Source organism: Betaproteobacteria bacterium, assembly GCA_016713305.1.
In the GTDB taxonomy this organism is placed as follows: Bacteria; Pseudomonadota; Gammaproteobacteria; order Burkholderiales.
In genome coordinates, this window is record JADJPK010000031.1 from 657109 (window position 1) to 681527 (window position 24419).

General features: G+C 66.9%; 12 protein-coding genes. All 12 read right to left on the reverse strand.

Translation table 11 applies throughout. From position 1 onward, the window contains the following. Window positions 1-2: 2 nt before the first annotated feature. Window positions 3-1877 carry a putative porin gene (locus IPK20_24645; protein ID MBK8019556.1) on the reverse strand — a complete coding sequence of 625 codons (1875 nt, stop codon included), beginning with the start codon at window positions 1875-1877 and terminating at the stop codon, window positions 3-5. 53 nt (window positions 1878-1930) lie between these two features. Next, window positions 1931-2548, reverse strand: a complete 618-nt coding sequence (locus IPK20_24650; protein ID MBK8019557.1) for a TonB family protein — start codon at window positions 2546-2548, stop codon at window positions 1931-1933. 46 nt (window positions 2549-2594) lie between these two features. Beyond that, window positions 2595-3005 carry a biopolymer transporter ExbD gene (locus IPK20_24655; GenBank protein MBK8019558.1) on the reverse strand — a complete coding sequence of 137 codons (411 nt, stop codon included), beginning with the start codon at window positions 3003-3005 and terminating at the stop codon, window positions 2595-2597. Window positions 3006-3009: 4 nt separating this feature from the next. After that, the gene (locus IPK20_24660; GenBank protein ID MBK8019559.1) at window positions 3010-4704 is read right to left on the reverse strand and encodes a DUF2341 domain-containing protein; all 1695 of its coding nucleotides are present in this window, start codon (window positions 4702-4704) and stop codon (window positions 3010-3012) included. A gap of 130 nt (window positions 4705-4834) precedes the next feature. After that, window positions 4835-16270: a filamentous hemagglutinin family protein gene (locus IPK20_24665; GenBank protein MBK8019560.1), complete on the reverse strand. Its 11436-nt coding sequence runs from the start codon at window positions 16268-16270 to the stop codon at window positions 4835-4837. A 238-nt stretch (window positions 16271-16508) separates the two neighbouring features. Beyond that, window positions 16509-18185 (reverse strand): ShlB/FhaC/HecB family hemolysin secretion/activation protein, encoded by a 1677-nt coding sequence (locus tag IPK20_24670; protein MBK8019561.1) that lies wholly within the window; start codon window positions 18183-18185, stop codon window positions 16509-16511. Between the two features lie 109 nt (window positions 18186-18294). Next, the gene (locus IPK20_24675) at window positions 18295-19830 is read right to left on the reverse strand and encodes a hypothetical protein (protein ID MBK8019562.1); all 1536 of its coding nucleotides are present in this window, start codon (window positions 19828-19830) and stop codon (window positions 18295-18297) included. Between the two features lie 102 nt (window positions 19831-19932). Then, window positions 19933-20772 (reverse strand): PEP-CTERM sorting domain-containing protein, encoded by an 840-nt coding sequence (locus tag IPK20_24680; protein ID MBK8019563.1) that lies wholly within the window; start codon window positions 20770-20772, stop codon window positions 19933-19935. A gap of 626 nt (window positions 20773-21398) precedes the next feature. Next, window positions 21399-22121, reverse strand: coding sequence for a type II secretion system protein (locus tag IPK20_24685; protein ID MBK8019564.1), 723 nt, complete (start codon window positions 22119-22121; stop codon window positions 21399-21401). Window positions 22122-22126: 5 nt separating this feature from the next. Beyond that, window positions 22127-22903, reverse strand: a complete 777-nt coding sequence (epsA, locus tag IPK20_24690) for a transcriptional regulator EpsA (GenBank protein MBK8019565.1) — start codon at window positions 22901-22903, stop codon at window positions 22127-22129. Window positions 22904-23178: 275 nt separating this feature from the next. Beyond that, window positions 23179-24036 carry an ankyrin repeat domain-containing protein gene (locus tag IPK20_24695; GenBank protein ID MBK8019566.1) on the reverse strand — a complete coding sequence of 286 codons (858 nt, stop codon included), beginning with the start codon at window positions 24034-24036 and terminating at the stop codon, window positions 23179-23181. A 7-nt stretch (window positions 24037-24043) separates the two neighbouring features. Beyond that, on the reverse strand, window positions 24044-24418 hold the full coding sequence (locus IPK20_24700; protein MBK8019567.1) for a prepilin-type N-terminal cleavage/methylation domain-containing protein: 375 nt from the start codon (window positions 24416-24418) through the stop codon (window positions 24044-24046). Window position 24419: the final 1 nt, after the last annotated feature.

Genomic DNA, 24419 nt, shown 5'->3' on the forward strand with positions numbered 1-24419 from the left:
GGTCAGAACCTCACGTTCAGGTCCGCCTGCAGCACGTCGATGGACAGCGGCAGGTTGGCGCCGCTCACGGCGAACGGAGTGATCGCATCGGCCGAGAGATACCGGATCCGGATCGCCGCGTTGCGGTCCAGGCCATAGAACCCGCCGATGAAGAATCCCTTGGTATTGGTGCCGCCGAGATTGAAGTCGGAATCAGTGAACGCATCCAGCACCGCGTCGCGCTCGAGGTAGCGGTATCCGAAGAACACCTGCCAGTCGTGCAGCGCGCGGATGGCGTCGCGACCCAGCGTGATCTTCGCCTGGTAACCGTCGGTCTGAGCTTCCAGGTTCGTTCCGGTGCGCGCCCTGATCTCGCCGGCGTCGAATCCGATGTTCTTCACATAGTCCCCGCCGAACTTCACCACGAACGGATCGAACACCACGAAATCCAGTTCGCCACCGAGATTGATCAGCCTGAACTTCGAGCTCAGGCCCATCTGCACCGTGGTCGGGGACAACGTGTTCTGGTTGATGTTGAATCTCGAGTTGCCCTTCTGGCGGTAGAACGGCCGGGACCAGTCGTTGGGACCTGGCGCCACCGACGGATTGCTCGTCGCGGGATTGGGACGGCCCTCGATGTTCTGGTAGTCGAACAGCGCGGCGCCGAACTTGACCCTCAGTCCGTCGGAACCGGTCCATTCTCCGCCCGCCTGCACGCCGAACAGCCACTTGTCCTGAGGATCGGGGACATCCGGGTTGGACGCCTGGATCTGCAGGGGGAACGCCCCGGCGGTCGCGAAGACCGTGGCGCGTTCGGCCACCTGCGGCCGCACCGAAGCGGCCAGCCCCTCGAAGTTCAGGTCCTCGTCCCATACCAGGTCGGTGGGCCAGAACCACGGATTGGGCATCCGTCCGGCCGACGCGCTGATCCAGGGCAATGGATCCCATTTGAGATACGCGCGATCGAGCGTGAGTTGCAGCCCGCCCTGACGATCGCGGCCTCTGCCGAGGGAGGCGTTGGTCGAGACCGGGTTGTCGGTGGTGCCGGTGGCAATGCGGAATCCGGCGCCGAGTCGTTCGGAGAGCTTGGCCAGCATTCCGATCCGCACGCGGATGCGCCACAGCGCTTCGTCGTGCCGGGTATTGGAGAGCGACGGATTGAACGGGTCCAGATCGACCGCCTGGCCGTAGTCCGACGGGGAGATGTTGTTGCCGTCGAAGCTCTCGCCCTGATAGCGAAGCCGCATGTCTCCTTCCCACGCGATCCGGTCCAGCCATTCGGGCAGAGTGCCCGGCTCGGCCCATCGCTCCGACTTCGCCTGGGCAAGCACCTCCTGCTTGATCTCCTCGCGGATCTCTTCCTTGACCACGTCCGGCACGTAAGGAATCCGGACCGTCTTGGGCGCCTTGCGTCGCGAAGTGGACGCAGTCTGCGAGTCGGCGTCCACCATTTCGGGTTTCGGCGGGACGCCCTCTTCCGTGGGGGCAACCGGGGGCGCAGCCCCCGTATCGCCGCGTTCCACCTTCCCCGCAGCCGCGGGAGGCGGCGCACGCCGCTTCGGCGCGATCGTGCCCAGTTGTTCTCTTGAAGCAGGATCGAGCATGGGCACCACCTTCTCCATGTCCACCACCCCCTCCTCGATCATCAGGCGGATGAGACCCAGGGTGGTGGCACGGAGCTGCTCTACCTGCTGCCTGTCGCGTGCGAGTTCGGCGCGTTCCTTCTCGGTGTCGGCGGCGGGCAGCGGCGCCGGTTTGGCCGCAACGCGAGCTGGAGTCCGCGCGGTACTCTTCTTGGCGGCCGGCGCAGCCTTCGGGGCCGGCGTCGTCTGGGCGTTCGAGTTCGTCGTTGCGGCAGTGGACAGGCAGGCCGCGATCAGCAGGGAAAGGGATTTCATGGGGTTCTGGTGTGCTCGTCGCGACGTCTTCGCCGTCCGGGGAGAGGGACGTGTCATCCGGCACCTCTCGACGTGACGCGCAGCTTCACCGGCTGAGGCAGATCCGGCGGAGGTGGTTGAACCGGCGTGGCGGCCGCCAAGGCGCCCCGGATCTCCTTGTCGATCTCCGCGTTGCCGCTGCCATCGACGAGGTCGACCCGCGAGATGCGGCCGTCGGGGTTGAACCAGACGCGCACCACCGCCCGATAGTCGGCGCTGCGCAGCTTCTGGTTCCTGGAAAGCTCCTCCTGGATGTGGGACTGCACGAGCGCGGTGAAGAAGGCGAACGCGTTGCCGGAACCGCGCCCCGTGCCGATCTCGCCGATCTCCGTGATGTCACGTCCCCCCGGACGGCCCTGCAGGCCGAAGCTGTCGCCGCCGGCCCCGCCTTGCGCGTCGACCCCGAGATCCTGCGCCGGCGGGGGATCATTGGAAGCGTCCGGCTGCTGCGGTTCGGGCTCGGGCAGCTTGACCTCTTCCTTGACCTCCGGCTCGGGGGGCTTCTCCTCGGGCTTCGGCGGCGGCGGAGGCGGTGCCTGACGAAGCACCGCGATCTCCTGAATCTTCGGTTTCGAACTCTTCACGGGCGTGGAGACCACGCTGTAGATGCCGTACGCGAGACCCGCGGTCATGGCGACCCCGGCAATACCCAGCACCACACGCAGCGGCTGCATGCCGTCACTTCACGATGCGGGCGGTGACGAGGCCCAGCTGGCGGATGTCGAGCCGGCCGCAGAGATCGAGCACTTCGATCACCTTCTGGTACTGCACCGTCGAGTCGCCCTTGATCACGACGGGAAATTCCGGGGTCACGGCCTTGAACTGGGTGAGCCTTTGCTCCAGTTCGGCCAGGGTGACCGGATAGGTGTCGAGAAACACCTGACCGTCGGCGCGGACCGTGATCGCCTTGGTCGTGGGCTTCGCAAGGCTTGGCGTGTTGGACGCCTTCGGCAGATCCACCTTGATGCCCTGCACCGAGGCGGTCGTCATGATGATGAAGATGACGAGCAGCACGTACGCAAGGTCCAGCATCGGCGTGACGTTGATCTCGTCGTACGGTTCGTTGCCGTCCTGGACCTTGGCTGACATGGCGTCAGGCGACGTACCGTTCGGCGATGCGGCTCACGACCTCGTCGACGAACACCTGCATGTCGGCCGAGATGTTCTTGATGCGGCTCGCGAGATAGTTGTAGCCGAACAAGGCCGGAATCGCCACGCCGAGACCCGCCACGGTGGCGACGAGCGCAGCCGCGATACCAGGCGCGATGGAGTTCACGTTCACGTCGCCTGCCGCCGCGATGGCCGCAAACGTGATCATCACCCCCACCACGGTACCCAGCAGTCCGAGGAAGGGCCCGCCGGAGATCGCGATGGTCAGAAGCACCATCTGGCTGTTGAGCCGCGCGTTCTCGCGCACCGTCGTGGCATCGAGACTCGCCCGTATCGCCTCGATCGACTTGTCGGACAGCGCTGCCGCCCCGCCATCCAGGCGCCGGCGCAGTTCGGTGCTCGCGGTCTGGTGCAACCGGAAGAGCGAGGAGTGCTTGCTCGAGGCACTCTCCCCTTCCACCGCGAGAATGTCGTCCGTCGCGCTGAATTTCTTCTGGAAGGCCTTGTTCGCGCCGTCCATGCGCACCAGGAACACGCCCTTGGAAACCATGACGAAGAAGCTGATGACCATCATCACCAGGAGAATGCCGATGACGATCCAGCCGTCCAGCGTTACCGCGCCGAGCAGGATCCGGAAGTACGACGCGTCGCCGCCGCCTTCCTCGGTCTCGGCTTCCGCCGAAACCCGGGTGAGCTTGCCGGCGTCGCCCTGCGCGGCCACCTGTGCCTTCACCCACGAGTCAGGACGCGCCGCGTTCGCAAGTTGCAGTTCGTCCATGTCGCCCACATAGCCGCTCCCCACGACAATGTCGCCGTCGAGATCGGCAGTCTTGACCTCTGCGGAAGCCACCTGCGCACCATCGAGGTAGACGAGTACCCTGTCGGCGAACGTCACCACCACGTGATGCCACGCCGACGGAGCCAGATCCACCTTGCCCGACTCTCCGCCGAAGGCCCGCACGAACAGTTTTCCCTGTTCGAGCCTGACGTCGACGCCCGCCGCGGACTGCCCACGTGCGAACAGGCTCGCCGATTGATTCGGATCGCCCGGCTTCACCCACGCCGAAAACGTGAATCCGGCCGGACCGGTCTTCATCGCGGGGGCGGACGGGAACACAAGCTTCGCCGAGCCGTTGAAGGCTGCCGCGCCGTCGGCGACGCCGGCACCGCTGGCCACGACACCCGTCGTCGCGATCTGCGCGGAATAGGCGGTGCTGTCCTTGTAGGCGGCATCCTTTTCCGAGAAGTGCACGACAGCGAGATACGAGGAGTCGTAGGTGGACTTGGCATCGCCGGCGGCAGGCGCCTTGTCGTTGCCGTAGTACATCCAGAAGGTGCTCACCGCGCCGCCCTGAAGGCTGGGCACCTGCACCCAGATCAGTGCGAGTTCGTTCGTGGCGTCGAACGATTCGATGTGGTACTTGAGCGGGGTCTTGTCGTCTTCGGCGACGAATCGCAGATCGTTGCCATCCAGTTGCGCTTCGGCGAAGGCAAAATTTCCAGTGTGCAGGCGGATCAGGACAGGCGCATTGGAGACGGCCGCGGAGATCCCCGCTCCCTGCGGCGAAGTATCCAGCTCGATCTTCTTGCGGCCCGTCCAGTCGGCATTCCACCAGGCGAGGGACAAGGCCGGCCAAAGCATGGCCATGGCCGCCAATATCAGAACGACACGTCTCATGGGATTCGGGAGAAGGAAAGAAACCACTGGAGGCCTCGATTGTCTCGATGCCGCATTGCATGTTTGTGACGACCGGGTGACTTCGTCGGGGGCCGCGCGCCGCGGCGCCTCGATCGACGGGCACCGCGGGTCAGCGCGTGCCGCTCCTCTTGTCGTCTTCGTCACCCAGCGCGATGACTTGCACCGTGATGAACGACGGCTTGAAGTTCTGTGCAGCCCCTGCCTCCGCAGCTTTCTCCGTGGTCTTCTCGACCGCCTTGGCCGCATCGGTTGCCGTGTTCGACGGCGGCGGCGGCGGCGGAGCCGCGGGCACCACGGCCGGAACCGACGAGAGGGTCACGCCGCCCGCGCCGACGATGTTGTCCGCGCCCCGGACCGTCTGTGCACCCACGATCACGGCATTGGCCGAGCGGATCGGCGCATCGCTCGCCTCGATCGCACCACGCGGAGCAAACAGGTACACGCTGCCCGGTGCCACGTCCTCACGCGCCAGGAGCGTTCCGATGCCGGCCCCCGCGACCGAGGCCGACGTATCGAGAATGATCTGATCGCCACGGATGATGATCTGCGGGGGCGGTGTGGCGCTCGTCGTGCGTGCGCCGCGCCCAGCATCGATGCTGCCGAACGACGACCAAAGCTCGATGTCGCCGCCCTGCAGGGTGAACACACGCGAGGTATTCACCTGGAAATCGCCGCTGACGACGGCCCGGATGGCGCCGCCGCGCGTCGTGAGAATGCCCAGTTCGGACGCAGCCTTGGTCGTCTGCAGGTCGGTGACGCCCACGTTGACGAAGCCCCCGGGGACCAGCACCTCGATGTCCCCCCCCTGCTCGCTCTTTACCTGGCTGCGGTAGAGGGACAGATTGGCACGCGCATCGGACGCTTCGGTCAACGATCCGGGCGCATTCGGAAAAAGGTCGAGGATGGCGAAGTCTCCGGCGCGGTAGTCGCTGACCGCATTGGTGGAAGCGCCCCGCACGCCGGCCTCGTGGATCTCGCGGAAGAAGAGCTGTCGCAACGCAGGTTCGAGAGCACCGGCCGATCCCTCGAGGAAGCCGGCCAGCGAGGTGGCGGACACAGGCAGCGAAGCGGCAAAGGCAGAGCGCGCCTGCGACATGTCGAGGGTGGCGTCGCCGGTCTTGTGCCGCATCGCCTGCAGAAGGCGAGCGCCGTAGGCCGACTCGAGCGATTCGGAAGCGCTTCGCAACTGGGACGCGTAGGTCTCCTCGGTGGCGGTCGACGTGCTGTCTGCGACAGTTGGCCGCTCGAGCGCTTTGGAGACCTGTGCACGGGCAGCAGCAATTCCGTCGGCCCCGCTTCCGGTGCCCAGCGCCAGGGCCAGCGCGCCGTTGTAAGCCTCGAGTTCCGTCTGCGGCAGCAGGCCCAGGACAGGATCGGTCAGGTGGAAATAGCGCTTGTCCTGTGCGAGCGTCGACCTGATCGCGGGATCCGAACTGCCGAACAGCAGGTACTCCATCCGCGCCTGCGCCGGAGTCAGTTGCGAATTCCCCGTGGCAAGGCGGAGAGCGGCGAGAAGCGCGCTGTCATAGGCCGCGATGCTCGAGGAAGGCAGGGCGGAACCGGCAGGATCGGTGTAGCGGAAGAGAATATCCTCGAAACCCGCCGGCGGCACGACCGCGGCATCGGCGGAGCGCAGGACCGTGTAGGCGTCGCGTGCCTGCTGAAGTGTGAGCGTGCCGTTGCCCGACCACTCGCGCATGAAGGCGAGCACGAACCCGTCGTAGGCATCCGTCAGTGAATCCGGAAGTGCGGCGGCCTTCGGGTCGGTCGCCCTGAGGATCGCGTACGCGGCCCTGGCCTCCGTCACCCCGAACGAACCGCTCGCTTCGCGCGCCTTCAGCGTGGCGCGCATCGCCGCAAGCGTGGCTGCGTCGGACGAATTGACCGACGCGACCGGAATCGGCGCGGCGGCCGGATCGACCGACTTGAGCGCCAGGTAGGCGGCCCGCACCTCGGCGTCCGTCGATTCGCCTTGCGCCACCCGCCGGCTCATTTCCGTGCGCACGAAAACGTTGTAGGAGGAAGCTAGATCCTCGGGCAAGGGACGTAGCGCCGGATCGGTGTAACGGAGCAGGAGTCCGTCGTAACGCGCCTCGCCCGTCCCCACCATCAGCACGATGTCGGCGCCCTCTTCGGGCAGGTAGGGATTGTTGAAGTTGCCGCGGGAGACGATGCCCCTGGACGGGCCCAGATCGATGCTGCCACCGGCCGTCACGAACAGCGTGCCCGGTCCGCCGATTTGCAGTGTCTCGTTGGACGCCGCGAAGTCGTACACGATGTCGCCGCCCACGGAGATCGTGGACCAGTCCGTGGTCGCAAGATGCTGCGCCGAGATCCAGCCGCCTTTCAGATCGCCCGCCGCTTGCAGCACGAACCGCTTGGGAAGCTGCAGGAAGATGGAACCGCCGGGTCCGCTCACGTCGCCACCCTGGGCGATGATGCGGACCGGTTCGGTGTCTCCCGAATGAGGGCTTTCCGGACCGTAGGCCGACCGGCTGAAGTAGTCGGCCCCCGTGACGACGGCCAGCCGGTCGCCGAACTCGTTGCTCGGAGCGGCGGCAGTCGGCAGAGCGGACACGGGCAGAGCGGACATGTTGATGCGCCCCGCGGACGAGATGGCGCCCGAGGCGAACAGGTCGAGCTGGCCGCCCGCCGCTGGCGCGAGCGTCATGGCGCTGCCTACGGAAGGGTCGCCGCTCATGGCTGTTGCGCGCAGCGACCCGGCGTAGAGCGTCAGGGCGGCGACGTCGGTGCCTGCGCCAGGAATGCCGAACGAACTCGTGAGCGGAGCGCCACCGCCGTTGTCCAGCGCCAACACGCCGTCGCGGGCGACCAGCTCCACCGCCGAGTCCGCCGCCAGGGTCGAGAAATACGAAACGCGGCTCGCATTGCTGGCGTTCGTCGAGGGCTGCGGCGAGAACGTTGCGTTGAGCACGGCCGCCAGCCCCAGGCTGCCCCCCGCTTCGAGCCGCGCATTGCCCTCGCCCACCGACACGAGCGAGTAGATGGGTTTTCCTTCCGAGGTGGTCCGGGCGGCGCCGATGTCGCGCCCCGCGGCCACGCGTATGTCGCCACGGCCCGCATGGAAGACGCTCGTCAGGATGTCGCCGGCGGCGGAGACGGTGACATCGCCGCCGCCCAGCACCTTGAGATTCGCCATGTCGGGCGCCGCGCCGTCTTCCCCGGGCAGGCGTCCGCTGGTTCCGGACGCCACGCCCAGATTGCGGATGCTACCCCCGGAGGTCACGTTCACGTCCCCGCCGCCGAAGGCACCGATGCCGTGGCTGAAATACTGGAACTGCGTCCACCACGTCGGCCGGAAGTAGCCGCTGTCGTTCGTGGCACTTTCCAGGTTTCCGTTCTCGTCCACGGCACCGATACGGAACAGCCAGTCGTTCACCCACCGGTTGCCGCCGGTGCCCTCGATGTCGCCGCCGGCCACGATGCGGATGTCTCCGCCCCGCAGCGGGTATCGCGGCGCCGATGCGCCGGAGAATCCTCCGGCGACCAGGAACTGGTTGCGTCCGTCGGGTCCCACGTCCGCGTGGTTGTCGGGCCGGTCGCCCAGGCCCGCGACGTAGATCGCGGAGGTGGCCGAGTCGACGACTTCGCCTGAGGCGTCCACACCCAACACGAGCGACGTGGCCGCCGCGATGTCGATGCTTCCGGCGCCGGTTCGCACGACCTTGGCGGAGGCAAGTTCGACGCGCCCGTCGCGCCCCGACATGCCGCTGCCGTCCAGCACGGAGAGGGGATTCGCGGCGCCGAGATCCGCGCCGCCAGCGAAGCGGTACGACCAGCTGTCGCCCTCGGTGTCGGCGAACTGGGCGCCCGAGGTGGACTGCACGAGATTGGCCGTACGCAGGACCGTGGGATAGACGTTGGTACCGGTGGTCGCGTTGAAGCCGTCGGAGATCGATCCGTTCAGCGTCACGCGGCCCGCGGCCCGGAGCGTGAGCAGGCCCGGTTCACCTGGTGTGGCAGCGGCCGTTGCGCCGTATCTCCAGTAGAACCCAGTCGCGGCCGTGGAGCGGCTGCGCAGGTCCCAGTCCTGAGGCAGCACGATGTCCCCTTGCGACCCGATCTCGATGCCGGGACGCAGGTGATAGCGGGCGTCGGCGCCGATACCCAGGCGCGTTTCGATGGCTCCTGCATTGGCCATGAAGGTGTTCGTGGCGGTACGGAGGGTGTTCAGCACGGAGGACGCGGAGGTTCCACCGGTCAGCGTCACGCCGCTCTCGCCGAAGCGGCTCACCTGGACCGCTTCCAGCACGATGCTCTCGGCACCGCTGATGCTCGCGTCAAGCGTCCCGGCCACCACACCGTCGGCGCGCGAGGTGACGGCGATGTCGTCGGGATTCGACGTACCGAGTCCGCTCTCGATCCGAGGCGCCCGCAGGACGACCTGCCCGCCCCGCGGCAGCGTCTCCCAGGGCTTTTCCCCACGCCGCACACCGGAGCCAGCGTCTCCGGTGGCGGTCGACACGTCGATCAGGCTGCCATCGAGCAGAATCAGGCGGGACGCCCGGTCGAGCGCGGCGGCCTCGTCGTCTGCCGCAGCGCGGGTGCCCCCCACGCCCAGAATCACCGTGCCGCCTTCACCACGGGTTCCGTCCGCGAAATCCAGGTACTCGGTGGCGTTGGCCAGCAGCCGGGCCGTGCCGCGCAGAACCAGCGTGCCTCCGTTCGACGCGCCGCCATTGCCTGCGAAGATCTCGATCCTTCCGCCTTTCGGACCGGACGCATCGAGGGTTCCGGCGATGTCCACCTTGCCATTGTCCGCGGCGAGACGGATCTCGCGGGCGCGGACGATGTCGATGGCGCTCAGCGTGATGTCTCCGCTGCGCTGCCGGATGTCGACGGATTCCGTGAACCCGCCCGTGCGCAGTGCGGCTGCCAGATCCGCCAGGCCGCTCACCGCGGCCGCATCGAGCGAGAACTGCCCTGCGCGGCCGTCCTGCGCCGCCGCCGAGAGCGTCGCCCGGATGTCGGCGGTCCCCGTCGCGGCGCTCACGCGCAGGATTCCCGCGTCCGCCGCTCCCGCGCCGTGCACGTCGATCGTGCTGCCCACCTGCGCGACCACATTGCCGGCGCCGCTGGAAAGCACGATCGTCCCGGCCGACGTGGCCACGGCCACCGTGTCGAACGTCTTCTCGAATCCCGGCGCAGAAAGCACGGAACCCTGCTGCAGTTCGACGCGCCCCCCACTGGAGGTGGCGACGAGTTCGATCCGTCCCGCCGGCGCCTCGATGCGGCCGCCGTGGAGCACGCTGGCGCCCTGCAGCGTCCAGCGGTTTCCGAACCCTTCCCATGCCGCCGACGACACGCCCGGTCCTGCGATCGTGGTCAACACACCGGTTGCCGTGATCGTGGTGTCCGCCGCCACATCCCCGACGATGCGCGCCGAGGTGATTTCGAGGTCGCCTGCCGCCTGCAGAATCGCCGTACCCGCTCCTACCAGGTCAGCCGTGGCCACGAGTTCCGATTTGGTGAACCCGGAAACGCCGAAGGCTCCGGCACCGTCCTCGAGACGGATCGTGGAAGCCTCGATTCGCAATGTTCCCGCGCCCTGCGCAAGGTCCGTGCGAACGGAAGCCGAGTGATCGATGCCGGCCGGATTGGACAGGCTGACGGTACCCGCCTGCAGGACGGCCCGGACTCCGGACGAACCGTAACCGGCGATGCCCGCGGCCTCGATGCCCAGATAGCCCAGCGTGGCCGAACCGAGCGTCAGACCCGCGGACCCCGGATGCAGGTCGACGGTCGTGTAGCTGCGCAAGCGGAGTTCGGTCAGCGTCGAGAGCGTGTCGAGGTCGGATTGCGCGAGGATGGATCCCTCCGTCCCCGCCGGAGCATCGCCGATGCTGATGCGCGTCGCTCCCAGAGTAAGCGCGGTGCCGGGATTCGCGCCGAAGTCCAGCACGCCGGGGGCAACACGCGTCTCCCGCGTGGCGTCGAGCACGATGGAGCGTCCCGTCAGGGTGGCGCCACTTTCGATCACCAGCGATCCGCTCGTTCCGGTGACGTTCGTTCTCGTCAGCGCCGACTGGGACCCGCCGGACACGCGCAGGAGAGATCCGTCTCCGGACACGCGATAGGCCGTGGCGGCCGCGCTGCCCGAGGGAGCGATGACGGAATCTCCCCGGACCACGACGGACCCCGCCACGGCGAGGAATTCCGGCACCGTCATCGCGGAGCCACCGGCGGTGTCGATGACGACTTCCTGGGCACGGGTTCGCAGAAGCGTCGTTGCGTCCTGTGCCGCCCGCGTGCCGCCGATGAGCATACTTGCTGCTCCGATATCGCCGAGTCTGCCCGCATCCAGAGCCACCCATCCCGACGGAGCGGCCCCGCCATCGGCAGTCAGCATCAGCCGGTTTGCACTCACGTCCAGCCACAGGCCTCGTCCGCCCGACGCGGCGGCGGAGCGGATCTCCGCCTCGAGCACGAGGGCGCTGGTTCCGCCGGTCACGGCATTCGCGGCATCGAGGACCAGCGCACCCGCGTCCGCGCTCTTCGTCGTGGCTGTCGTGCCGAAGAACGAATCGGGCGTGGTCATCTCGAACTGCGACCGTGCAAGCGCCCAGTCGGCGGAGGCCACGTCCACCCTGAACGACCGCGCGTCGGCCACGTATCCGCCGTCGGCACCCGGCGTGAGCAATCGGCCCAGCACAAGCGACGATCCGTCCTGCGGACGGATGCTGCCGGCGGGCAGCGTGTCGAGCTGTGCCGTGTCGAGCGTCACGACAATCGCGCCTGGCAACAGCGCATATCGGGCCGGCAGCAGCGTGTAGTCCCCGGCCTCGAGCAGTCCCGGCACGTCCTGCTCGATCCGCAGAGCGGTCCCCGCGTCGAGCGCGACACCTGTCATGATCTGTTCGTCGTGCGGTGCGAAACGGGACGCGTAGCCGGGAAGGATGACGAACCGGTTTGCCGCCACTGCCGGGTCGAGCACGTCCTTCGACCCGCCCGTGCCAGGAACGAACTCCCACGCGGTGAGCGTCCCGCCTCCGCTCAGATCGACGACCGCACCGGCAGCGAGATCGAGTTGCGGCGCCGTCAGCGAAATGCGCTTCTCGGGCATGGCCAGGTCTCCATCCCCGCCGGCTGCCGAATAGACAAGTCGCCGGCCGTTGAGAATCGTCCGGCCGAACAGCAGTTCCTGTCCGTGCGCGCTGGTGCTCGTGAGGCTCCCGCCGGTCAGCGTGATGGTCCGGCTCGCTTCGAAGGAAATCGATCCCATCGGTGCGACGACTGACCCGCCCTGCACGATGTCTCCGGCGATCACCCGCAGTACGCCGCCTGCCGAAAGGACCGGCGCGGCCTCCCCACCAGAGGCGACCGAGAACGTGCGGTCGCCGAGATCCAGCGTGAACTTGGCGTAGGTTTCCGGATGCACGGAGCGCGCAGTGACGGACACGTCGGCTCGGGTGCTCAGCGATCCGGGCAACGCCACGACCGCATTGCCGTCGGTTCCGGTGGAGACGGACGCGACGCCTCGCAGCCGCACATCCTCGCTCGTGACGAAGTTCAGCGTGCCGACGCCTTGCGTCGCGAGATTGCCCACGAGATCCGCCTGGACCGCGGAAACGGCGATCGTCCCGGGCCCGCCCGCGGCGGCCATGCGCAGGGAATCCGACTGGCGTGCGGTGCGGACCGGTCCGAGCGCCACATACGCCGCGCTGAGGTTCACGATCAGGGTACGCGCGGCCGGGGTTCCCGGATGGAAGCCGTTGGGATCCTCGACGACGATGTTCGGCGCCTCGAGGCGGAGTTCGCGCGCGGGTGACAGCGACAACGACTGCTGCGCGACGTCCGCGCCGCTGCCGAGAAACTCGATGCGGTGCTCTGAGGAAAGAGCCACGATGTCCGCCCCGCTGTCCTCCAGCACGGCGTGCTCGACGATGCCAAGTCCGATGAGCGTGTCCGGCACCGAACCGGAGAGGCTCATCGAATCGAGAACATCGATGGAGCGCAGCGACACCTGCAACCGGCGCGGACCGGCCAGCCGCGACGCCAGCGTCGCGTCCGCCGGCGTCTCGAAACTGCGCCCCTCGCGATCCATGGTCACCGTGATCTCGCCGCCGCGCGCAGAGCCGGTGCGCGCGGCCTCCAGGCGGCCGCCCAGCAGCAACGCCTCGCGAGCCGCGAGCGAAATGCGTCCGGCGTCGGAATCCACGCGCTGAACGGAACCGAAGATCACCGCTCCGTTCGACGTGGTCGCAAGTGCCACCTCTCCCGATGTGCCGCGTACGTCAATGAGAGAGCCCCGTTGCGTGACGAGTGCGCCGTTGGCCGCATCCAGGACGACGGATCCGCCATCGAGCACGCGCCCGTCAAGCAGCGGCCTCGACACGGAGTCGAGCATACGGACGCCGCTCACGTCCAGAACGGCCTGCTCGCCCAGAAGTATCTTGCGGGTTGCGTCGTAGACATCGGTCAGGGTCGGCTGCGGCAGACGGATGTCGATCGAGCCTCCTGCCGCACGCACCGTTCCATCGATCAGGATGCGGCTGGCCGCGGAAATCGTGACGTTGCCCAGCACGCCGGCGTCCACCCGTGCACCCTGGTGGACGCTGACGGACGACAGGAGGGGATCGTTCCTGAGCGCGCTCAGCGCGATGCTGCCGGCGGGCTGCAGGTCTGCCAGGCCGGATCGCGACACCGCTGCAACCGATGAAACGTCGACCCCGGCGACCGCGCCTCTCGCATCGGGCTGGACGACCCGGAAGGCAGCCAGCGGTGCGACGACCGCATCCGGCATGACGAGCACACCGTCGGCACCCTGCAGGTCGTAGTTCGAGAATCCACGGTCGTCCCACAACGACGTGAGGTGCAGTTCGCCGGGTCGGGCGCGACCCGCGGCCTTGTCCTGATCCGTCCACGCGGAAGCCGAGCCCAGCAGGTTGTCGCCAGCCAGCTGCGAAATCAGCGTACGCCGCTCCTCCACGTTCTCCGGGCCGCCGATGGTCAGGAACGATGCGCTCAGTTCCAGCGACCCTCCCTCGCTTCCCACGTGCCGCCCGAAACCGAAACCGGACATCTCAACCGTGTCGTCGATCACCAGGTTGCGCGTCCGAATCGCGCCGGAGGTCTCGACTTCGCCGAGAATCGGGCCGCGGGTGCGCAGGGCGATGGACCCGGCGTCGCCGTAGCGGAAGCGGCCGTTGACCAGGTAGGACAAGCCCGCTGACACGTCGAGACGGCTGCCCGAGGACAAGGTGACATCGGTACCACGAAGCGCGATCGACCCGCCGTTCACGGTGACGATGCCCGGAACGGTGCCCGCAAGCGCCGACTTCCGCTCGTTGGTCCATGTGCCAGCCGTGGAGAGATAGGTCCCGCTCGACACGGTGAGCGAACCGAGTGCATCCACGTCGATCACCCCGCCGGGAGCGACGATGCTCCCCGCCAGCACGGTCGAGCCTCCATGCAGGATCGCCGAGCCTCCAGGGCCCAGATGGAGTCCCGCGTCCGCCGTCTGCGTTACCGTGCCGAAGGTATAGGCCTCGAGCCGCGTCAGATTTCCCGCGCCGAACCACGTGGAAGGCAGCGTCGACAGACGCCCGATGGCCTGGTCGGTAACGAAGTCGGACGGTAGCCTGACCGCTTCGGACGCGATTCGAAGCTGGGCATAGAGGGTTCCCGCCGGATCGGCCGCATCGCCGAGCAGCAGGCGGCCTCCCTTTGGCTGAGTGGCGGCGTCCTGCTGTCGCAGACCCGACACTGCCGTGCCGGACAGCGTCCCGTCCACTGCGACCCGTCCGCCCCAGACCTGTATCGTGCCGGCGTCCCTGCCTTCGCGATAGCCGGCTTCCTGCTGCTGAACGTTCACGATCCGGTCGTAGATCCGGTCAGCGCTGGCGTCGGCAAAGGCAGTCCCCTGCCCGCCGGACTCGAGCAGCGTGACGCCCACTGTGGCTGCGGCATAGTCGAGCCAGCCCCCCGAGACGTCGAGCACCGACCCCTCCCGCACCACGACGTCGCCTTCGCTTTGCAGCACGATGCTGCCGCCCGCGGCCAGCCGCTCGCCCACGCCGCGCTGGACCTGGCTTCTGAATCCGGACGCGTCGACGATGTCCGGCGACGTGCGCAGGTCGAGATAGATTTTCGAGTTGCGCAGAATGCCGTCCCGTTGCACCGGCGCGTCCTTGAGTTCCGGACCGCGCAGATCGACTTCGACGACGTTCCGCGCCACGGAAAGCGCCACGTCGCGCACGCCGGCCACGTCCAGCCGCACATCCCGCCCCACGTACACCCGCACGCCGCGGTTGTCGTAGGTGTCGGCGCTTCCGGTGGAGTTGTCCGGAATGATCTGGAACCCGGGCACCGTACGTTCGGTGAGCTCGTCCTGGTCCAGCGGCGCCCTGGCCGCCTCCTGCGCAAGGAAGCTGATCTTCCCTCCCGGCGCCAGGACCGCCGCGCCGTCGCTCACCCGCACCGAGCGCCCCGAGATCGTGATGGTCGGGACCACCAGCGACTGGTCGTCGGTGATCGCGCGCGAACTCTCGACCGTGGGTAGAACGTCGGTTTCCGTGATGGCCCCGAGATTGCCCGGCCGCGAGCGGGACGATGCCGTTTCCGGCAGGACGCTCGTTTCGCTGCCCGCACCGATGACGACCGAACCCGTGCGTTCGGCCCGCGGAATGAACACGGGGTCGGAGGAGCCGGCCACCTCGCGCCGCTCGTTGCGCGTCCAGGTGTCGCGCGCCTGAATCGTGATGGATCCGTTCTGGTCCACCGTGCTGGTGGCGAGGATCCGTCCGCTCTGCTCCACTTCAAAGCCGGCCAGGGTGACGTTGCCCCGCTTCGCCACAATCTGGTAGACACGTTCGATAATGGAGTCGCCGGAGGTCTCGGTCCATGCGGCCGCGGCCTTGTTGGTCACCTTGCCGCCGATCACCGTACTGCCTTCGGAGTAGGGGTCCACCTCGATGAGGAAGCCGCGCAAGGCCGAGTCGAGCGGGGCGGTCAGATAGACCTTCGCACCGGCACCGAGAATCGTCTGGCCCTCCGGCGATTCGATGCGTCCCTGGTTCACGACCTGAGGTGCGAACAGGAGCACGCGTCCCCCGGCGGTTGTGCGAATGCGCGCTCCTTCCTGCACTTCCACCTTGACGTTGCGGAAGCCGGCCGCATCACCTTCCCACACGAAGGCGGCACCCGGCTGCGTATGCTCCGGGTCGGCCGCACGGGGATTGACGATGAGGGAGGTGAGCCCCTTCTCGAACACCTCGTTGGAAATGTTGAGCGCGGACGCCACGAGGCCGCCCACATTCACCTGTGCGTTGGGGCCGAAGAGAATCCCCTGGCTGTTGATGAGGTACACCTGCCCCTGGGCCTGCAGCATGCCGTTGATGACCGACTGCTCGGTGCCCACCACGCGGTTCAGCGTGGCGCTCGATGCGCCCAGCTGATGATTGAACGTGACCGATGCGTTCTCGCCGATGCTGAAACCCTGCCAGTCGATCACGGCGCGTGCGCTCGATTGGTCGATCAGCATCTGTGCTGCGCCCGGCTGGGTGATGGCGGCCGCGCCGCTCATGACTTGCCCCCCCTGCGGCAATGCCGTCGGCGCCACTTGCGCGATCGCGGGAGTGCAGACGGATACAGCCATCAAGGCCGCAACGAGACGGCGCAGAACAGGCGTCGAAACGCGTCGCGGCGACTGGCTTGGTCCCTTGCCCGAGCGAACGATTTCTGAAACGACGACAGGCAAGCCGGTGTCGCGGCGAAGGGTGATGCGATGGATGCCCGCGTTCATCGGTGGCTCCAGGAAAGCGTCAGAAGTCGTACGCGACACGGAACTGCACCCGCGGTTCGCCCGCTCGGGTCGCGTCGGAACTGCAGGTGCCGGCGCAGGGCGGCGTGTTGAGCGGCCAGGCCAGATCGAGCGACGCCGACAGTCGCTCCGTTCCCTGGGCCCTCAACCCGATGCCGGCACCGCTCACACGTGTGCTGCTGGGGCGTTGGAAGGCCCGGTGCACGTACGCTTCTCCCGCGTCATAGAAGACGAGCGCCTTGAGATCGCGCAGAGCGTTGCCGGCAGCCGAGGCCATGGAGGGGCTGATCGCCTCCAAGCGGAAGAGATAGGCGTCGTCGCCGATCACCTCGCCCTCGAGGTATCCCCGCACGCCGTCGACGCCGCTTAGGAAGAACTGTTCCGTGGTCACCAGCGTGCCGCTGGAAGCCTGGCCCTGGAAGCGGACCTTCGCCGAGAACCCGCGCGGGAGGAATTGCTCGCGCTGCAGGTCGGTACGGAAGGAGGCATAGGACGCACTCGCTCCCTGCTGTCGTGCCTGGAACTCGGCTTCACCGTTGCCGAACCAGTCGCGCATGCCGAAGGTCACGCCGAGGTTCGCGCTGGTGTTTCCCTTTTCTCCCCGGTGCTGGAGACCGTATTGGGCGGTGAGCGGCACATACGAGATGGGGACCGGCGCGCCGCCGGGCCCGAAACTGGTCGTCTCGGAGAAGTCCTTGTAGTCGGCGCCCAGAGTGACGAGCTGGCTCAGCGTTCCGCGCGGTCCGGTGGGCATGATGTAGCGCGCGCCGACGATGTTGCCTCGACCCACGACGCCCAGCGTCGGGCTGGTCGCAATGTCGGTCAGCGACTTGGTTGCGAACACCGCGAGAAGGTTGCGATTTCCACCGGGGGTCCACGCGTAGTTGGCCGAGAGCACCCGAACCTGGGACGTGTCTTCGGGCGAGGTGAGCAACTGGACGCCTGCACTGTGCCCCAGGCCCCAGAGGTTGTCGTAACGGACCGCCGCAGACAGTCGCAAGGGTTCGGTATTCGCGATGTAGCGGTTGTTGATCTCCACCGAACCGTGCAGGGGCAGCTTGTCCTCGACCTTGAGGTCGATGTCCACGAACCCGGGCACCGGCGCCTGCTTGAGCACGGGGGTGATCTTCCGGTCGGGGCGGCGATTCAGACGCGCGAGATCCTCCTGCACCCGGGGGAAGTTCGGCACGGTGCCTTCCTTCATCGACACCGCTTCCTCGCGGATCTCGCCAGCAGAGAAATATTTGGCCCCGCGCACGCGAAGCCTGTTGATCGCACCCTCGGTGACCTGCAGCGTGACGACGCCGCTGTCGACCCGCTGCTGCGGGATCTCCACTAGCACGGTCAAGTAGCCCGCGGACTGATAGGCACGCTCGAGCGCATCGGCGGCACGGCGAACGTCCTCGATGTTTCGCGCAGTGCCGAGATGGGGATAGACGGCGCGGCCGATGTCACGCTCCGACAGCACCGTATTGCCTTCGACGCGGTACTCGAGCACATCGAACGCCGGTTGTGCGGATTCGCTCTCCCCGTCGGCCGGCGTCGCAGCGAACGACGGCCATGCGAGCCCGAAGACGAGGGCGGCAGCGATGGCGCCGAACACGGCGCATGAGAGACACGACAGCCCCGCCGCGCGGATCGCCGGGAGTATCTGCCCGTCTGTCTTGTACCAGAACATGGAACTTCTCTTGCCTCTTACAGCGCAAGAGCCCCGCCTCGTGGAGGCGGGGCTCCTTCTGCTGCCGGCACCGTGATCGCGCGGCACCGGCTGCATGAACATCACTGGATCAGTAGAAGTACTTCAGCGGACCGCACATGTTGCCGCCGCGCGTCGCCTTGGCCGTGTTCGGGCCGGCGGCTTGCGGAGGCAGCGCCGCAACCCACGCCGCGGTGTTGCCGGCAGGCGCGCTGATGGCGTTGACGAGCGCGTCGACGAAGCTCTTGGTCGTCGGATTCGCGGTCATCTTGGTGGTCTTGTACTGGAAGGTCAGTTCCGCGGCGAAGTCGTAGGCGCCGCTGATCAGATTGGCCTTGGTGGGAGCGGTGCCGGTGGCACCGGCCGACAGCTGCGGCACGAGGGCGGAGGTGTTGTCCGTGTCCTTGTAGGTGCCCGCACCGTCCAGCGTGCGGAACGACCAGCCGGAGACGCTGCCGTTGTTGTTGTTGAGGCTGTCCACCGAGAGCACGCCCACGGCGCCGTAGGCACAGGTGCCGAAGTCGACGCGGAACCACTTCCCTTCTTCGTTGCGGAAGTTGTACAGGCCGCCGTTGTTGGCTGCCTTGAGGCAGTTGCGTACGTCGCCCGAGCCGCTGTTCTCGATGACCGTGAGACCGGCTGTCACATCCAGCGTGTAGGGGTTGCCTTGCGTGCCGTCTTCGCCCGCGTTGCCGGGTTCGCCGTCACCGTCCGGATCGAAGCCGGCGCTGTCAGTGAGTCGCTTGGGTTCGGCGAAGTCGTCACCGACGACGGAGCCCTTCGTGCACGGGAAGCCCGCGAAGAACCAGTTGTAGGACGACTGCGTGCCGGAACCCGGGAAGCGGCGGCATACGACGATGCCGGGCTTGGTCTCGAGCGGGCCACCGCTCGCCGTCAGGGACGGATCCACCTGCGACCAGTCGACATAGCCGCCGGCGCGAAGAATGTCGCCATAGACACCACGGTTGAAGACGGTCGTGGCCGGGACCGCGTCGGTCGCCACGATGCCCATCATCAGCGTGTTGGCCGCCTTGATGGTCAGGCCGGCGGTCTCGGCAGTGGTGAGCTGGGTCACCGTGCCGCCAAGGGCCGCGATATATTCGAGGTTGTACGGGGCCTTGAACATTTCCGGGGAGACGTCGGACACACCGAACGTGGGCTTCAGGCCGGACACGCCGTCCGTACCCGTCAAGGGGCAGACGCGCGCGGAGCCGGTTCCGGTGCAGGCGCCGGAGTTGGTCACGTCCAGCACCTGAAGGAACTCGTCACGCGCCACGGGATTCACGCCGAAAGCGGAACCGCCGGCGGAGCGCTTGATGAAACGGATGCTCTTGCCCCGGTGGGCGGCGGGAACCGGATCGGCGTTCTTGAGACGGCCGACGAACGCACGGTGGTTGGATGTGCCATCGGTGATCTTCACGTAACCGGCCTCGAGCCAGGAGGTGACGGTGGTTTCGAGGAAGTTGTCGGGGGCGCTGGCGCCAGACAGGAACACGTTGTCGTAGCCGGGATCGGCGGTGCAGGTATAGGGATCGAAGTTCGCATCGCCGCAGGTGCCGGCGAAGCCGGTCGAAGCAGCGGACACGAGGGCGAGGCCCAGCGCTGCAGACAGTTTGGTCAGTTTCATTTCGTCTCCTTTGGGGTGTACGCCCCCCGCACCGGTTCCTTGGAGCCGGCGTTCGAGAAGCGGATTGCTAGGGTGGGCCGGCCCGGGGGCCGGCCCGATGGGTCAGCGGCGGCGACGCGCGACGAGACCGAGGCCCAGCAGGCCGGCGGCCATCATTGCGTAGGTGCTTGGTTCCGGCACGGGCGCGTAGACCAGATCGCCGTCCATCTGCAGCGTCCAGTTCATGGGCGTCCCGGCATCCACCTGGTAGCGGAACTTGTTGTACGCGTTGCCGGCCACGCCGCCGTTGGCGTCGAGCAGGAAGAATTCGAGGCTGCCGCCCATGTTCGCCGCATTGATGAACGTGGCCTTGCTGCCGATGTTGTTGCCCCACGACAGGCTGCCGCCATAAGCGGAGCCATCCGATGACAGGACCACGGCGCTGCCGTCAGTGGCAGAGCTGTGGGTGGGGAAGGAATTCTGGTCGCTGGCGAAGGACGTCACCTGGGCCACCATGTCGATGAGCCCCTGGTTGTTGCCCTCCGGCGTCGTGCCGGCCACGACCGTTGTGAGCAGACGGCGTTCGCCGGAAGAGTCGCCACCGACGACGTTCCACTGCAGGCGTGCACGCTCCTGCGCCGTGTTGCGAGAATCGTCGGAGAGCCACTGGGCAAACAAGGCATCGGGCGCGAACTCGATGAGCGTGCTGGCTTGCTGCTTGTCAGCCACCATCACCGGGTTGTTGGCCGCGGATGCGAAGTTGTTCATGAACAGGCCCAGATCGCGCGAGTACGACTGGTCGTCGGCGATGTCTTCCGTACCCATGTCGTCCCACACCACCAGGAACAGATTGCCGTTGCCGCCGGTAACGCTCGGCAGCACGATGTTCGCGTGCGCGGACCCGCCGGCGAACGCGGCTGCCACCGCCAGTGCAGCCAGGGAAAGCTTGGATTTCAGAATCATTTCTTTGGTGCTCCTCAAGAATCTCGAAAATGAACTGCGACACTCCGAATCGCCGGGGACGCGCCACTGTCTTGCAGGCGGACGGCCGGGGAATGCTGCTCGTCCACGGTGACGCGTCCGCACTTGCGTCGCATGCATTCGCGGTATCGGATCGGGCCGATCCATCTCCTGCTGCGGAACCTTAGTCTGCGTAGGTGACAACGGCGTTTCAATGACCCATTCGGCCCATCGTGCAGCGCAATACACTGGCGATTCGGGCGAATGATGGCGCGCAAGGATGTCAGCAGTGCTCGCGTGAATTGGCGATGCACATGGTCCGAATGGATCATTCGCACGGCAGTTCTTGCAGCGTGTCCCGAGCGGGCGCTGGTGGCTCGATCAGGAAGCCATCATTCGATGAATGTGGCAGGCATGAAGGGAAAACGGCGGAATTCGGAGGATTGGAATCGCTGCCGCCAGCGAGTTGGAGGCGCAGGCGAACAGCGACGTCCGCACGACAAGCAGCGGCGCGAATCCCGGGGCGTCCAATGGGCCGAACGGCTCATGAGCCTGAACAACTTCTGCAACATTTCGTGCCGGGACGCCTCGTTCGACATCCCCCTTCGTGCGCGCCGATCGGCGCTGCGCTAGCGCCCCAGATTGCGAAGGCAGGTCGCGTAACTGCGAGACGAGGCGGATTCGCACTTGCGCCGCTCGCTTGCGTCGGTCATGTCCATGCATCGGAGCATCGCATCACGGCGTTCGTCGGTACACCGGCTCTGCGGATTGGGATCTGTCGCGGGCGGCGTGCTGACGACGACCGCCGGCACAGTGGCAGTATCGGGGGACGAAGGAACCTGCGCTGGAGCGGAAGTGCCAACTGGCGTGGACGGCGCGGCCGCGGCATTGCCGGGCGGCACGGTGGATGACTCCTCGTAGGCGAACTTCCACTGAGAGTACGTGGATCCGGAAATGCCGGTGGGAAGCCCCGCCGTGCGGAAAGCGCGGTCGGACGACAGACTGTGCACGCCAGTGATGCGGCCATCGGGACGAAGGATGAGTCCCCACGTGGTCGTGCGCGTCATCGGATCGATGAAGATCCGCCTCAGATGGCGGCGGACCACAGGCTGGCGCCGGTCTTCGAGCAACTCGTCGAGCGACTTGGGAAACTGCTTGGCCGCACCGGGCGATCCTTCTACATAGCTGCGGATGGCCCTCTGGAACTGCTCGCCAATGAAAAGAAGTTCTTCTTCCCTTTCGCGCTGCTGCGCGGAGTGCCACACGACGCCGACGGATGCGAGTCCAGCACCGAGGGCCGCCAGCATGATCAGCACGACGAGATAGGTGAAACCTCGGGCTTTCGACCGCATGACGCCTACTCCGTCCGGAGCGCTTCGCTGTCGATGAGTCTCAAGGAGATGGCGCGCGCCACGGCTTGCGCACGATTCTGGACATTGAGCTTGCGCAGGATCTTCTGCACGTGATTCTTCACGGTGAGCGGACTGATTGCCAATATTGCTGCGATGTCGGCGTTGCTCTTGCCTTCCCTCACCCACTGCAGGATCTCGAGTTCCCGCGTGGTGACGCCCCGGTCTTTCGCGGCAGGGGCACCGTTGCCTTCGACATCCTCCGTGGCGATACGCAACTGGGCGATGTGCAGCTGAGGCAGCAGCAGATCCAGAAGATAGGACAGGCGCGACGTGACGATCCCTTCCATCCGACCGAAGACGAAGAAGCTCGCCGGGTAGCCCGGCACTCGCGGCGTGCCGTGGACCGCCAGATTGGTGAGACCATGACGGTTGAGCGCTGCCTCGAAGTAGCGGTAGGTCGAGGAGCCGCCTTCCATGCCGGGGGCGATCAGCAGCGGCTTGCCGCCTTTCTCCGCCCACGCGCGTATGGCCTGGAGAACGATCCCGGATTCCAGGTCTTCCAGATCCGCCACTGCATCCTCGGACAGAGGCACGCTCGAGGACCGGAAGAATGCGAGCGAGCGGCGTTCGAGATCGCCGTAGGCGCAGATGAGGATCTCGTGCGGTATGAGGCCTTGCAGCGCGCCCTGGGCCCACAGATAGAACTGCGACCGGCGTCTGACGCCGTGGGCGGTTTCCAGGATGTGATACAGGCGCTCCTGCTCGAGTGAAGACAGGGGCACCCACTCTTCCTGCGAGCGCGAGACGATCTGCATAGGGGTCGGTGACGGCTCCAGAGCCGCCGCCCGTGTGCGCTGCGGCCCGTTCCCACTCGTTGTTGTGGACAACCTCCGGCGCAGTCTCGCGGCTGCGTGTTGCAGCACCATGACGGGGGCCATCTTGCTGCCACGCCGGAACCCTTGCCCCCTGGCGACCCGGCGCTTCGCGCAGCATTCCGCTGAACAAGAATGTCTTTCGCGAATCGGTTGTTTGGCGTTTGACAGCATGCGAAGCGAAGTCACTGCAACCCTTCCAGTGAATAGGTGCCGGGCGATGCGCCAGCCGCCAGCAACAGGTCCGCGATGGCCCGGTTGCGCTTGTAGACAGCCCAGTAGAGGGGGGCGAATCCGTCGCGCCCTGTCAGATCGGGATCGGCACCGGAGCCCAGCAACCTCTGCACGGTCTCCAGCCGCTGAGCCCGGACCGCCGCGATGAGCGCAGTCCAACCCTGACGGTTTCGCAACGAGGCGTCCGCGCCATGACGGAGCAACGCTTCGACCGCGGAGATCCGGCCGGTGGCCGCGGCATCGATCAGCGGCGTGGCGCCGTTGTCGGATCGGGCATCCGGGTTCGCACCGGCCTCCAGCAGTTCCTGGACGACGTTCGCGTGACCTCGCAGGGCGGCGATGCCCAGGGCGTGGAAGCCCGACGCGTCCTTGCGGTCGACCAGCGCGCCGTTTTCCAGAAGCAGCCGGACAAGCCCGGGGTGTCCCAGCTCGGCCGCGATGACCAGGGCAAGCCGGCCCGATGCCCCCGGCGAATTCGCCTTGGCGCCCTCGGCCAATGCCTTCCTCGCGGCGTCGACATCGCGTCCGGCCACACCGAGTTCCAGTCTTTGCTGCACGCCGACAGGCGCAACGGGACCGCCGCTTTCGTGCAAAGCGGAACGCAGCGTCTGCAGCCGCTGTGCGGTCGCCGGCTCCGATACGCCGAGCCGCCGAAATACGGCATCGTCGAATTCTCCCGGCTCGGGGCCGTCTCGCGCCTGTGCCGGTGCAAGAAGGACCGTCAGGAGAAAGGCACACAGCGCGACGGTCCCCGGCCTCGCGATGTGCGGACAAGAGGGCAGTTCCGTTCCGGATCGTGCGGATGTCATCGTGGTCTCACCAGGTATCGAATCGGCTGCCGTCGCGCGCGGTCGCTTCCGAGCCGCTGTGCACGTCGTAGACGGTCCCCGCATCGGCGCCCGAGGGAGGCGCGACGATCGCCCACGTGTCCGAGCGTTCCGTGATCGGATCCATCGGCGCCTCGCGCAGGTAGCGGAGCTTCACCAGTTCCTCGAGGGTATCCGGATAACGGCCCCGGTCCGCATGGTACTGATCGATCGCGGTACGCAGGTGCATGAGGTTCTCCTTCAGCACGACTTCCCTGGACCTGTCGACGCGTTCGCCGAAGCGCGGAACGGCAATGGCCAGCAGCAATGCCAGCACCGCCATGACGACGAGCAACTCGATGAGGGTGAATCCCCGGCGGCGCACG